Source organism: Alteribacter populi, from assembly GCF_002352765.1.
GTDB classification, from domain to species: domain Bacteria; phylum Bacillota; class Bacilli; order Bacillales; family Salisediminibacteriaceae; genus Alteribacter; species Alteribacter populi.
Map to the genome: position 1 here is coordinate 4,418,214 of NZ_KZ293963.1, position 13,963 is coordinate 4,432,176.

Sequence of the window (13,963 nt, forward strand, 5' to 3'; positions counted from 1 at the left end):
TTGGTTTTGAGTATAGATTTTTTCTATAAAGATGTATATGCTGAATGGGGGGCCAAGCATGACAAGTCCATTAGTTAAATGAGCTTCCCCAGGATGGGGTGACTTCTGTGTTTGTCACAGGACGTGGCGGTACTTAGCAGAAGAATCCTGTGGCCCGACAGCTATTTTGGGGCGGATTTTTGAACATTCCCGATATAAAATTCAAGGAAATGTAAAACGAAAGGTTAAGAAACTGTTGAATTTGGTCACGTTCAATGGTAGTTATAGAAAGATACATATATAAAGGAGCGACATTCATTGAAAGAGAGACTCACCGATTTTTTTGTAGAAAATTTATCTTTTTTACCACCAGAATTGATCGTAATTATTATTTCAGCTATGCCAATATTGGAACTGAGAGGTGGTATACCGGTAGCGGCTGCTTTTTACGAGTTTACTTACTATGAAGCTTTCATTTATGGCGTTATTGGAAATTTACTTCCGATTTTACCGATTTTATATTTTTTCCGGCCGATTAGTACATTTTTAATGCGGTTTAGCTTATATAAACGGTTTTATGACTGGTTATATAAACGGACAATGAAAAAGAGTGATAAAGTTGAGAAATACGGTGCCATTGGCCTTATTTTATTTACTGCGGTACCTCTGCCGACAACAGGTGCTTATTCTGCTTGTTTAGCAGCAATTTTGTTCTTTATCCCAACTCGAGCGGCGTTTATTGCGATTGCTACGGGAGTCCTTATTGCCGGTCTTGGTATAACGTCTTTCGTATACGGATTATTTGGCTAATGATGAGAGGAGGATTGAGGATGAGTGAAAAGAACTTTGATCGTTGGAAAGATGATTTAATACCTGCTTTAGAGAGTAAAGCAGAAGAGTGGCAGCTTCTTGGCTATGATCGAGTGTCTGTTGAAGATGTATGGCAATGTGTAACTGTAAAGTGGCAAAAAGAGCTAAAAAAAGGAGAACTAACCGAACCTTTACGTGTTCATCGACTAATCGGCGATGTTTTCAGTCTAAAAGCAACGGAATATATGAACTGGCTTACTATTGAAGCGTACAAAGGCCCGGATTATTTTCAAGAAGAAAATCAAGAGCCGTTTCGTCTCGAAGATTTTAATGTCGAAGAATTCACGAATAAATAAGGCGGACATTGACATTGATTTTTTCGTATCGCTATAATGGAAATATTGGGTAAAGAAACAGGCTTTTACCGTCAAATGCATACATATCTCAGCGATTGTTGAATTGAGGTTAAGGAGGATAATCGTTTCATGAAGAAAAAGAGAGGGGTCAAAAAGTGGCGTATAGTGGTGTTCTTTGCCATTATTTTAGCTTTAGCAGGGCTTATTTTTACAAACGTCATGGATCATGCAGATGATATTAAATTAGGGTTGGATTTGCAAGGCGGATTTGAAGTTCTTTATGAGGTCCATCCGGTGAACGAGGGTCAGGAAATTGATCGGGAACTTTTAAGTGATACGGTAAGTGCCATTAACGCTCGAATTGACGTGTTAGGCGTATCTGAGCCAAATGTTAGTATTGAAGGCGACGACCGGGTGCGGGTTCAGCTGGCAGGCGTTACAGATCAGCAAGGAGCCCGGGAATTGCTCTCAACTGAAGCACGTTTGTCGTTTCGTGATGTGGACGACAATGTCCTAATCGATGGGTCAGACCTTGTTGAAGGTGGAGCCGGTCAAAGCTTCCATGCTGATACGAATCGTCCGATTGTCACTGTTACAGGAAGAGATGCGAATGTTTTTGGTGATGCAACAGAAGAAGTTTTAGCGCATCCGGACAGCAGAATGGCGATCTGGCTTGACTATGATGAGGGGGATTCATTTGACGAAGAGTTTGGTAAAGAAGATTCGAAAATCATCTCCGCTCCAAATGTTAGTTCAGTTCTAAGAACAACCGATATCATGATAGAGGGTGCCTTCACTGTCGAAGAAGCCCAGGACTTGGCTGGAATATTAAATGCCGGTGCATTACCAGTGGAACTAGAAGAAATCTATTCCAATGCAGTTGGGGCTTCACTTGGTGAGCGTGCGATGGATATGGCCATTGCGGCCGGGTTTATCGGCATTGCCCTGATTTTTGCTTATATGCTCGTATACTACCGCTTTATGGGGCTGATCGCAGTCCTTACACTAAGTGTGTATATTTACTTTGTTCTCGTCATCTTTAATTGGATGAATGCGGTACTAACACTACCGGGAATTGCAGCGCTAATTCTTGGTGTTGGGATGGCAGTAGATGCTAATATCATCACGTATGAACGCATTAAAGACGAGCTCCGTACAGGAAAGTCTACAATGAGTGCATTTAAAGCTGGAAGCCGTCGGTCATTATCTACAATTCTAGATGCGAACATTACGACTATTTTAGCTGCCGGTGTGCTGTTTTACTTTGGGACAAGCGCAGTTCAAGGTTTTGCGGTCATGTTGATCACGAGTATCCTTGTGAGCTTTGTGACAGCCGTATACGGAGCTAGGTTACTTCTAGGATTATGGGTGAACAGCCGTATACTAAATAAAAAGCCTAAAATGTTCGGGGTAAAGGAGCGTGAAATTAGTGAACTTTGATCATGAAACGACGAAGCTGGATTTTGTCAAACATCGGAAGAAATTTTTCTTAATTTCGGCTGTTCTATTAACTGTCGGTGTGATCCTCCTTTCTACGATTGGCTTGAATTTAGGCATTGATTTTCGCAGTGGAACGACAATGGAAGTATTAGCGGATGAACCGTTAACAGCAGAATCGGTCGAGTCAGAATTTGAATCGGTCGGACTTACAGCAGACGATATTACGTTAGCTGGAGATAATAATGATGTGGCGCGAGCGAGCTTTATTGGTGTACTTGGACAAAATGAAGTATTAGAAGCCCAACGTCATTTTGAGGAGTTATATGGGAATACCCCGACAGTCAGCAGTGTGACACCGTTAGTCGGGGAAGAGTTAGCAAGAAATGCGATAATTAGTGTGTTAATTGCTTCGGTCGGAATTGTCATTTACGTGACCATTCGATTTGAATTTTTATATGGGATCTCGGCGATCATTGCCCTTTTCCATGACGCGTTGTTCATATTAACGATTTTTAGTATTTTACAGATGGAAGTAAACATTCCATTCATTGCCGCTGTTCTCACGATTATTGGTTACTCAATTAACGATACGATTGTTACTTTTGACAGGATTCGTGAGAACATGAAGCTTGAGAAGAAAGTTAAAACGTTTGAAGATGTAGCTCGAGTTGTAAATAAAAGTTTAGTGCAGACGTTGGCCCGTTCCATTAACACGGTGTTGACGGTTGTGTTTGCTGCAGGGGCTTTATTAATTTTCGGCGGCGATGCTATTCGCACTTTTTCACTTGCGTTGGTTGTTGGTCTTGTAGCTGGGACGTATTCATCCTTGTTTATCGCCGCACAGATTTGGTTAGTGTTTAAAGGAAAGCAAGTTGAAAAAAAGCGTTTTGATTCGCAAGTGCAAGGAAACGAAGCTTAATTATTGAAAGGTGGTGCCCTAGACAAAATGTTGTAGGTCACCACTTTTTTTGAAAGATAATTTATAAGAGGACAGCTACCTTCACTCCGCTCGTCTCAAGGGAAAAGCATCCTTGAGACTTTAAAACATTCGAGCTGACGCTGTTTTTAATAAAGGTTCTTTTCGCATAGATTGTTGTTTTTTATTGATAAATCGAAGGAGCGAAAGGTGGCGACTCCCTCAGGAAAAGCAACAATGGTTTTCTTGCGACGAGGCTGAAGTATTGCCCGCGGCATAGAAGACACCGTGAATCCGAACGAAGTGAAGGAAGAACGGATGTCGCACTTGTGCCCTGCCCTGGGGTGAAAGCGTCCGCCTGTAGCGGATTCGAGCTCTTCTCTTATCCGAAAGCAACAATCTTTTGAAAACAGCCTTAATAAAAGACCGCTTTGCGGTTTTTCATTAAGATTTAAGAAATGATAAAAAGCTACGTTTCGGTGTCTAGCGCAAGGCGCCATCGCGATAGTCAGGCGCCTTGCGCTTTTCTTATGTGTTTAGATCGGGAGATAAATAAACCTGAAAGAGTCAGGAGCCCCACCGCAAACTTGGGAATCCTCCCCCAGGTGAAACAGAGGAACATTCTTAAAAAAACATCATAAAAAGAGTATGGACTAATTTTGCTCGAGAAAAATAATGTACATTAGGGTAGGCTAGAAAGATTGAGGTATGGAAGGTTTTAATGGAGGGTCATCAATGACAACAGACCAGGATTTACGCTATAAAAAAGTGAGAATGGGCGCATGGATCGGGATCATAGGAAATGTCGTTCTAGCGATTGTAAAAGCGGTCGTTGGTATTATGGCAAATAGCCGTGCGCTCGTTGCTGATGCGGTACATTCCGCGTCTGACGTCGTGGGATCCGTAGCTGTCCTTGTTGGAGTGAGAGCTGCGAAAATGCCGCCGGACGAAGATCATCCGTATGGACACGGAAAAGCAGAGACAATTACAGCTATCATCGTAGCTGTTCTCTTGTTTGTCGTGGGATTGGAAATCGCTATCAACGCTATAAAAGCTTTTTATGAGCCGATTTTCGTTCCTGGAATGGCGGCGATTTATGCTGTGATTTTTTCGATTATTGTAAAAGAGTTTATGTTTCGATATAAGATTCGTTTGGGTAAGAAATATAAAAGCGATGCTTTAATTACAGATGCATGGCACCACAGATCCGATGTATTTTCTTCGCTTGCTGCATTACTTGGGATTGGGGCTTCCATTTTAGGAGGTACTCTTACTATTGACTGGCTTGTCTATGCAGATCCGCTGGCGGGGCTATTTGTAGCAGGACTTATTATAAAAATGGCTTGGAAGTTAGGGGGAGAAGCCGTCCATAATACGCTCGATCATGTGCTGCATGATGAAGACACCAATGAGATGCTTGAAGAAGCAATGAAAGTTGAAGGTGTGCTGGAAGTTAATGAATTACTAGCAAGAGAGCATGGACACTATGTTATCGTCGACATCAAAGTTGCGGTAAACCCCCATATAACAGTGGAACAAGGTCATAAAATAGGAAAAAAAGTTAAAGATCGACTAATGGAAGACGAATACGTACAAGATGTACGTGTGCATATTAACCCTTATTCGGAAGTGTAAAAAAGGAGAGTGGGAGTAAATGCGAGGGCAATGGGGACTCATCACCGGAATTATTGTTGTCTTAATTATTGCGATTTTTGCAGTCATCAATGTCGAGCCCGTGGAAGTTAACTACTTGTTTGGACAAAATGAATGGCCTTTAGTGCTCGTGATCATTGGTTCCGTCCTTATGGGTGGTTTGATTGTGGGCAGTGTTGGCATTTATAAAATTTACCGACTTCAGCAGGAAGTGAAGAAACTACAGCTTGAAAATGAAGGTCTGAAAAATGATCCAGAAGGACGATCCCGGGTAAAAGAAAGAAGTAAGCGAGCAAAGGACGAAAATAATCATGACGTGACAAAAACAAAACAATAATTAAATGCACATTGTCACCCCTGTGCCCCTCTTGTATAATGAGTGGGTCAGGGGTGTATTTTATGCTTGAATCAAAATCCAGGTGGAACATTGAAACTACAGATGAAACGCTAGTCGATCAACTAGCTGTACAATTAAATCTTTCAAAACTAGCAGCGAGGCTTCTTGTTCAACGAGGTTGGACGAATGTTGAAGAAGCTAAACGCTTTTTACATATGGACGAATCGGCTCTTCATGATCCGTTTCTATTTAAAGGGATGGAAGAGAGTGTAGCTCGAATCAAGAAAGCGATCTCAAACGAAGAACGAATTCTTGTTTTTGGTGATTACGATGCGGATGGTGTGACGAGTACATCTGTTATGTATCAAACATTGAAAAGTTTAGGTGCCGACGTGTCCTTTTATGTACCCAATCGGTTTACAGAAGGTTATGGGCCGAACGAACCCGCATTTCGAAATGCTAAAGATGAAGGTGTTAGTGTAATCATTACAGTTGACACGGGGATATCAGCAGTTTATGAAGCTTCAGTGGCAAAGGAGATAGGGATAGATCTTATTATTACAGATCACCATGAACCGCCACCAGAGCTGCCAGATGCTTTTGCAATTGTTAACCATAAACAAGAAGATTGCCCTTACCCATTCAAATCTCTCGCAGGGGTAGGTGTTGCTTTTAAAACCGCTCAAGCCTTATTAGGCAGGTTTCCCGAAGAGTATCTCGACCTGCTGACACTTGGTACAATTGCAGACTTAGTGCCACTAGTAGAAGAGAATCGTTATCTTGTCCAAAGAGGATTGCCAAAAGTAGCTCAGACGAAGCGACCAGGGTTAAAAGCCCTTATGGAATTATGTGGTGTTCAAGGGCAGGACGTAACAGAAGAGCATGTCGGATTTGCAATTGGACCCAGGTTAAATGCGGCAGGCCGACTAGACTCAGCTGATCCCGCTGTTTCTTTATTAATAACAGAAGATTCGATGGAAGCTGAGGAGATTGCCCAGCAAGTGGACGACTTGAACAAAGAGCGACAAAAGATCGTAAATGACATTACTAAAGAAGCGATTGCCCAAGTTGAGCAGGATGAAGGAAGTCCTGTGATCATTGTTGGTCAAGAAGGCTGGAATGCTGGAGTTATCGGTATTGTTGCATCACGTCTCGTTGAAAAATATTACAGGCCGACGATTGTATTAAGTATTGACTCTGAAAAAGGGGTAGCTAAAGGGTCCGCGCGAAGTATCGAAGGCTTTGATATGTTTCAAAACCTGTCTGAGTGCCGTGAGTGGCTGCCTCACTTTGGAGGGCACCCGATGGCTGCAGGTCTTACAATGAATGTGGCCGACGTTGATAAGCTCAGAAAGAAGCTCAGTTTATTGGCTGATGAGGTATTAAAGTCCGAAGACCTTATCCCAACGAAGCACGTCGATTTAATCGCAAAAGTAAACGAAGTGACAGTGGATGCAATCATGGATCTTCAGAAGCTTTCTCCTTTTGGTGTGGGACATCCTTCACCAAAAGTGATGATTGCGAAAACAAAGATTGGTCAGTTTAAGAAAATCGGTTCGAATAAAGATCATTTAAAAATGACGTTTGAAGACGAAAGCGATTCTTTAGATGGCATTGGTTTTCGCATAGGAGATCTTTATGATCATATTACGCCATTGGACTTTGTTTCTGTAATTGGAGATGTGTCAATAAATGAGTGGAACGGGCATGTGAAGCCACAGCTGATTATAGAAGATCTAAAAGTAGAAGACTGGCAGCTTTTCGATTATAGAGGGAAGCATATACCATGGCGCAACTTTACAGAAATGGAAGAGCAAGATCGTCTTGTCTTCGTGAAATTTAGAGAAAACACACCTATTCCAATGGAAATCGAAGCAGCGGGAATTAAGGTTATCGATTTTTCCAGCCGCCAACAAGTGTCATCAGAATATGACGTAACGGAATGCTTCGTCATATTAGCCGATATTCCAACCACTGAAGAGCAAATCCCTATTTTACTAAACGGAAAAAAACCGAGCAGGATATACGCTTTGTTTGCACAAGAAGAAGATGCCTATTTTCAAACGTTACCGACAAGGGAACACTTTAAGTGGTTTTATGCCTTTTTGAATAAACGAAAAAGCTTTCATCTTGAAAAGCAGGCTCAGGAGCTAGCAAAATATAAAGGATGGACGAAAGATACGATTGATTTCATGAGTAAGGTGTTTTTTGAATTGGAATTTGTTACAATAAACAATGGGTTTGTGACGCTCGTGTCCGAACCGTCAAAAAAATCTCTCGCTGACTCTGTCCTTTATCAACAGCAAGTCAACCAAAGTGAGTTGGAAAATCAGTTGGTTTACTCTTCATATCGAGCGTTAAAACAATGGATGACACCTTATATTGAAACAAAAATGAGTGAAACAGTATAAATGCAAGAAGATTTTAGGAGGAAACAAGGATGGATTACAAAGATTATATTACAGTTGTAGAGAATTTTCCAAAAGAAGGAATTCGCTTTAAAGATATTACGACGCTCATGGAGAATGGCGAAGCATACAAAAAAGCAATTGATGACATGGCTGAATTTGCTAAGGAAAAAAACATTGATGTCGTTGTCGGCCCTGAAGCAAGAGGGTTCGTAGTTGGTTGCCCGATTTCATATTCATTGGGTATTGGCTTTGTTCCTGTTCGTAAAGCAGGGAAACTTCCTCGTGAAGTGCTGGCAGTAGACTATGGTCTTGAGTATGGTAAAGACAGCCTTAACATTCATAAAGACTCTATTAAGCCAGGGCAAAAGGTTCTAATTTCCGACGATTTACTTGCCACAGGTGGAACGATCGAAGCTACAATTAAAATGGTTGAAGGGCTCGGCGGTGTAGTCGCTGGTATTGTTTTCATGATTGAACTTACTTACTTAGAAGGACGAGAAAAGTTAAAAGACTACAACGTCTATTCATTAGTTCAGTATTAGTACAAGTCATCAAGGGGTGCTCAAAAAGGCACTCCTTTCATATAATACATACTTTCATTGTATTTCCTATGATATTTTGAGTTTCCATACAAATAACAATGACAGTTTCTTAAATATTATGTTAAGATAATGGCAATTCAAGATTCTCGGAAAAAAGAAAGAATAGGTAAGACAGGGGAAGATGGTTGGTAGGATGCACACAAGCCTTTTGACTTCTGCTGATGTACTCGGCAAATGCCGAGTTTTCTTAATCCATCTATTCGACAAATTTCTCAACCTCTCATGAAAGAAATTTTTAAGATTAAAGAAGTATAAAGTCAATATCTCGATGTCTAGCTCCAACGCCTACGGTATCGAGGTCATTTAGGCGATCCACTGAAGTAAGAATGCGGCTTTTAATTACCACACCTCAAATGCTTGCCGCAAACAGGGCGCTTGTACTCTAGCAGTACTAAAGAGCAAGACAAGCTTTCTGAACAACCTCTAATAGGATGTAAGGTGATTCCATGACAAGTGAACAAGTGCTTCAAAAAGCAAGTGAATATCTGTCCGAGCAAGATGTGACCTTTATAAGAAATGCTTACCTTATGGCGGAAAATGCTCACAAGGACCAGTTTCGTAAATCAGGAGAACCGTATATCGGTCATCCTGTTCAAGTGGCGGGGATTCTTGTTGAATTGGGCATGGACCCCAACACTGTTGCTGCGGCGTTTCTCCATGATGTCGTAGAAGATACGTCTGCCCACATTGATAGCATTGCCGATCAGTTTGGTGAAGAAGTAGCCATGCTTGTGGATGGAGTCACAAAGCTCGGGAAAATTAAATATAAATCTAAAGAAGAACAACAAGCTGAAAATCACCGAAAAATGTTTGTAGCGATGGCGAAGGACATTCGCGTGATTTTAATTAAGCTTGCCGATCGTCTTCACAACATGCGGACACTGAAGCATTTGCCACCAGATAAACAGCGGAGAATTGCCAATGAAACGTTAGAGATTTTTGCACCTCTAGCCCATCGGTTAGGGATTTCAGCAATTAAATGGGAGTTAGAAGATACTTCACTACGATATTTAAACCCACAGCAATATTATCGAATTGTTAATTTGATGAAAAAGAAGCGTGCGGAAAGAGAAAGCTATATCGATGAGGTAAAGAATAAAATCCAGGACCGGCTTGGAAATGTAAATGTTAAAGCCGATATTAATGGACGTGCAAAACACATTTACAGTATTTATCGTAAAATGGCGTTGCAAAACAAGCAATTCAATGAAATTTATGACCTGCTAGCCGTGCGGATCATTGTCAAAAATATTAAAGATTGCTACGCTGTCCTTGGGATTATTCATACACACTGGAAGCCGATGCCAGGTCGCTTTAAGGATTATATTGCGATGCCGAAAGCTAATATGTACCAATCTCTTCATACGACTGTAATCGGTCCAAAAGGAGATCCTCTAGAGGTCCAAATCCGCTCGGAAGATATGCACAAAGTTGCTGAATACGGGGTAGCTGCACACTGGGCATATAAAGAAGGGAAAACTGATGATGACAGTGGATCGTTAGATACGAAGCTGTCATGGTTTCGTGAAATTATTGAGTGGCAAAACGATACAAGTGACGCTCAGGAATTCATGGAGTCCCTAAAAATTGATTTATTTTCCGATATGGTGTTTGTGTTTACACCTAAAGGTGATGTTATTGAGCTTCCTAAAGGTTCAGTACCACTTGATTTTGCATATCGAATCCATACAGAGGTAGGGAACCGGTGTATTGGAGCAAAAGTGAATGGCAAAATGGTTCCTCTTGATCACGAGCTGAAAACAGGTGACATTGTCGATGTTCTTACGTCAAAACATTCGTATGGACCGAGTCAGGACTGGTTAAAGCTGACTCAAAGCTCGCATGCGAAAAATAAGATTCGTCAATGGTTTAAAAAAGAGCGTCGTGAAGAAAACGTTGAAAAAGGTAAAGATATGGTCGAGCGTGAAATTGGGCGGAAAGGCTACGACCAAAAAGACGTATTAACACATGAAAATATCAACCGTGTTGCAAACAAATTTAACTTTGGTACAGAAGAAGATATGTACGCAGCTGTTGGATATAATGGAATCACTGCAGCACAGATTGTGACTCGCCTTACAGATAACATTCGTAAACAACAAGATGAAGAGCAAGATAACCTAACACTTTCCGAAGCTGTTGAGGATTTAAAAACCTACAATACTTCGAAAAAAACAAGTGTTGGCGTTCGCGTTAAAGGTATTGACAATTTGCTCATCCGTTTATCACGCTGCTGTAACCCAGTCCCAGGTGATGATATTACCGGATATATTACAAAAGGACGAGGTGTAAGTATTCACCGCAGTGATTGTCCTAATATTAATAATGATGAAGCCAAAACACGGCTTCTTCCAGTAGAATGGGAAGGTAATCAGCAGAAAACGAAAAACTACAACGTCGATATTGAAATATCCGGCTTTGACCGTAGGGGCTTGTTAAATGAAGTTCTTCAAGCTGTAGCTGAAACGAAAACGAATATTAACGCTGTTTCAGGTAAATCAGATAAAAACAAAATGGCGACGATTGATATGACGATTTCGATTCAAAATATATCCCACCTACAAAAAGTAGTCGATCGAATTAAGCAGATCCCGGATATTTACGCTGTACGTCGAATAATGCATTAGATTAACAGGAAGTGATACGATGCGTATAGTAGTGCAAAAATCAAAAGAGGCTCGCGTTATTGTAAATCATGAAATTGTTGGTGAAATCGAACACGGTCTCATGCTTTTAGTCGGTGTTACGCATGACGACGACGAGAAAGATGTCCAATTTGTAGCCGATAAGGTAAGTCACCTTCGTATTTTTGAAGATGATAACAATAAAATGAATAACAGTGTTTTGGATGCTGGCGGCCAAATCCTCTCTATATCGCAATTTACGTTATACGGTGATTGCCGAAAGGGACGTCGACCGAACTTTATGAATGCCGCGAAGCCAGACCAAGCCAAAGATTTATATGAAAAATTCAATGACCGGCTAAGAGATAACGGACTTCATGTAGAAACCGGTGTTTTTGGTGAAATGATGGACGTTGACTTTGTGAACAACGGACCAGTTACTCTCATGGTCGATAGTAAAGAATAAACCGATCCTCATCCTGTCTAAATATCTTCTTTCTTGGTAACACTAAAAAGAAGTTTAAGGCAGAGAGGACGAAGATGATGAGACACGGACACGGGCAACAGAATAAAATAAATCAAGCGAACAACTATATGGGTGTTGACCTTCACCGCTTTAGCGAGCAAGAAGGTGAAAGAACGAATATTGAACTTGCAAGTGAATTTGGTCTTTCGTTACACGACGTCAAAATGCTCAAGAAAAAGTTAGACAGAAACTAGCCTTTTAAGTGCGTGTTCAATAGGAGTATTAAAATAGCCGAGTAGGTCGAGGCGGCGAAGTCTTTGAGCACCGGAGTGAATGGTGTTAATACGTGAGGAGCGGAGAAGCGAGCCAACGAGCTTCCTCAGGATGGGGTGACTCCTGTGTTCGCCACAGGACGTGGCGGTATTTAGCGGGAAATCATATTCTCCAAGCGGACTTTTTAAGATTCTCTTTAAGAGGATCTTGAGATATTGACTGTTGACAGATGTCATTTATATTCGTATGATAGATTCATTATAAATGAATAAAAACCGATGATAGAGCACAGTAGTTGAGATTTCCTTTGTTCAGAGAAGAAGTGCCATAGGCTGTAAGCATTTCTCAAAGACCTCGATGAATGAACACTCTTTAGGTGTTTTTTTGAACGGATCGTTTTTTGATGATCTTATTAGAAAAAACCGCCAAGAATGGCGTTATCAATGAAAGCGGAGTTTTGCTTTTTGTTTTCCATCAGAAACATGCAAACTCAACTAGGGTGGTACCACGGGAATTGAACTCTCGTCCCTGTTTTTATACAGGGATGGGAGTTTTTTGTATTTTAGAGGAGTTTTAAATCGTTCATGAACGATTGCAGTCGTAAGACCTCCTGCTAAGTTCTATCAATTCTTGTGATGAATGCAGGAGTCAGCCCCATCCTAGGAAGTGCGTTGGCTTGTGGCTTCAGTCCTGGCAATTCACTTCTACCCTTTGCATCAAGTTACTCTCTGCTTGTTCCTTGAGGATGGAGGCTTTATAGCATAGTTAAGATAGAAATTTATACATAAACAAAATGAGGAGGAAAGGATTATGAATTTTAGAATCCCTCGTGGAACGCAGGATATTTTACCGGAAAATTCACCAATGTGGCGGTATGTGGAGCAAAAAGCGCATGATTTATGCCGCCGTTATAATTATAAAGAAATTCGTACACCAATTTTTGAGCAAACTGAGTTGTTTGCTAGAGGTGTAGGCGATACAACAGATATCGTACAAAAGGAAATGTATACATTTGAAGATCGCGGTGGGAGGAGTTTAACGCTTCGACCGGAAGGAACAGCATCTACAGTGCGTTCTTACGTAGAGAATAAAATGCACGGATGGGCAGACCAGCCTGTAAAGTTGTATTATGTCGGACCTATGTTTAGGTATGAACGTCCCCAATCAGGACGGATGAGACAGTTTGTACAATTTGGTGTTGAAGCGATGGGGAGTGATGATCCAGCTATCGATGCTGAAGTAATCGGACTTGCAATGGACTTTTACCGAGAACTTGGACTTAAAGGGCTGAAATTAGTCATTAATAGTCTTGGTGATAAAGAAAGTCGGAATTCACATAGAAACGCTTTGATTAATCATTTCAAACCGAGAATCACCGAATTTTGCCCTGATTGCCAGCAGCGACTTGAGCAAAACCCACTCAGAATTCTTGATTGCAAAAAAGATCGTGATCATGAATTGATGGAAAATGCTCCTTCAATTTTAAGTTATTTAAATGAAGAATCTAAAAAGTATTTTGATCGTGTTCAATCTTATTTAGGAGCGATGAACATCGATTTTGAAGTTGACCCTGGCCTTGTACGTGGTCTTGATTATTATAATAACACCGCTTTTGAAATTATGATCGATGGCGCTGGGTTTGGAGCGATCACAACGTTAACTGGCGGCGGTCGCTATAACGGACTCGTCGAAGAAATCGGAGGACCACAAACGCCAGGTATTGGGTTTGCCTTAAGTTTGGAACGACTGCTCATGGCCCTTGAGACCCAAGGTGTTGAACTGCCGACTGAAACAGGTTTGGATGCGTATTTGATTGCCATTGGTGAAGAAGCAAAAAGTAAAGCACCAAGTCTCCTGCACACGCTTCGCCAAAGCGGGTTAGCTGTAGACGCTGATTACTTAAACAAAAAAATGAAAGCTCAATTTAAGGCTGCTGATCGTCAAGGTGCAGCGTATACACTAATTTTAGGTGACGATGAAATCGCTGCAGGAACAATCGTAGTGAAAAACCTTAATAGTGGAGAACAAGTGAACGTTTCAATTGAAGAAGCTATTCAAATGATCATTGAGAACAGACAAAGGAAAGGGGCATAACA

The 13,963-nt window shown here is 41.1% G+C and carries 12 protein-coding genes and 1 other annotated feature; all 12 genes read left to right on the forward strand.

Annotated elements, in window-relative coordinates; translation table 11 throughout:
- Window positions 1-297 precede the first annotated feature (297 nt).
- The 12 genes from CDZ94_RS20480 to hisS all read left to right on the forward strand — a co-directional run bounded on the left by CDZ94_RS20480 (window position 298) and on the right by hisS (window position 13,961).
- On the forward strand, window positions 298-789 hold the full coding sequence (locus tag CDZ94_RS20480) for a COG2426 family protein (protein ID WP_232735785.1): 492 nt from the start codon (window positions 298-300) through the stop codon (window positions 787-789).
- Window positions 790-809: 20 nt separating this feature from the next.
- On the forward strand, window positions 810-1,145 hold the full coding sequence (locus tag CDZ94_RS20485) for a post-transcriptional regulator (protein WP_096440380.1): 336 nt from the start codon (window positions 810-812) through the stop codon (window positions 1,143-1,145).
- 129 nt (window positions 1,146-1,274) lie between these two features.
- Window positions 1,275-2,585 (forward strand): protein translocase subunit SecD, encoded by a 1,311-nt coding sequence (secD, locus tag CDZ94_RS20490; RefSeq protein WP_096440382.1) that lies wholly within the window; start codon window positions 1,275-1,277, stop codon window positions 2,583-2,585.
- Window positions 2,575-3,504 carry a protein translocase subunit SecF gene (secF, locus tag CDZ94_RS20495; RefSeq protein ID WP_096440384.1) on the forward strand — a complete coding sequence of 310 codons (930 nt, stop codon included), beginning with the start codon at window positions 2,575-2,577 and terminating at the stop codon, window positions 3,502-3,504. The genes secD and secF overlap by 11 nt, the downstream gene beginning before the upstream one ends.
- Window positions 3,505-4,236: 732 nt before the next feature.
- A complete protein-coding gene (locus tag CDZ94_RS20500; protein ID WP_096440386.1) occupies window positions 4,237-5,136 on the forward strand; it encodes a cation diffusion facilitator family transporter in 900 nt (299 codons plus the stop codon).
- Between the two features lie 19 nt (window positions 5,137-5,155).
- The gene (locus tag CDZ94_RS20505) at window positions 5,156-5,491 is read left to right on the forward strand and encodes a LapA family protein (RefSeq protein ID WP_096440388.1); all 336 of its coding nucleotides are present in this window, start codon (window positions 5,156-5,158) and stop codon (window positions 5,489-5,491) included.
- A gap of 62 nt (window positions 5,492-5,553) precedes the next feature.
- Window positions 5,554-7,902 (forward strand): single-stranded-DNA-specific exonuclease RecJ, encoded by a 2,349-nt coding sequence (gene recJ / locus CDZ94_RS20510; protein ID WP_096440390.1) that lies wholly within the window; start codon window positions 5,554-5,556, stop codon window positions 7,900-7,902.
- Window positions 7,903-7,931: 29 nt separating this feature from the next.
- Window positions 7,932-8,444, forward strand: coding sequence for an adenine phosphoribosyltransferase (locus tag CDZ94_RS20515; RefSeq protein ID WP_096440392.1), 513 nt, complete (start codon window positions 7,932-7,934; stop codon window positions 8,442-8,444).
- A 506-nt stretch (window positions 8,445-8,950) separates the two neighbouring features.
- Complete coding sequence (locus CDZ94_RS20520) at window positions 8,951-11,131, forward strand: RelA/SpoT family protein (protein WP_096440394.1); 2,181 nt, start codon at window positions 8,951-8,953, stop codon at window positions 11,129-11,131.
- Window positions 11,132-11,150: 19 nt separating this feature from the next.
- Window positions 11,151-11,594 carry a D-aminoacyl-tRNA deacylase gene (dtd, locus tag CDZ94_RS20525; protein ID WP_096440396.1) on the forward strand — a complete coding sequence of 148 codons (444 nt, stop codon included), beginning with the start codon at window positions 11,151-11,153 and terminating at the stop codon, window positions 11,592-11,594.
- Between the two features lie 74 nt (window positions 11,595-11,668).
- Window positions 11,669-11,848 (forward strand): hypothetical protein, encoded by a 180-nt coding sequence (locus tag CDZ94_RS20530; RefSeq protein ID WP_096440398.1) that lies wholly within the window; start codon window positions 11,669-11,671, stop codon window positions 11,846-11,848.
- A gap of 288 nt (window positions 11,849-12,136) precedes the next feature.
- Window positions 12,137-12,400: a binding site (T-box leader), on the forward strand.
- Window positions 12,401-12,677: 277 nt separating this feature from the next.
- Window positions 12,678-13,961 carry a histidine--tRNA ligase gene (gene hisS, locus CDZ94_RS20535; RefSeq protein ID WP_096440400.1) on the forward strand — a complete coding sequence of 428 codons (1,284 nt, stop codon included), beginning with the start codon at window positions 12,678-12,680 and terminating at the stop codon, window positions 13,959-13,961.
- Window positions 13,962-13,963: the final 2 nt, after the last annotated feature.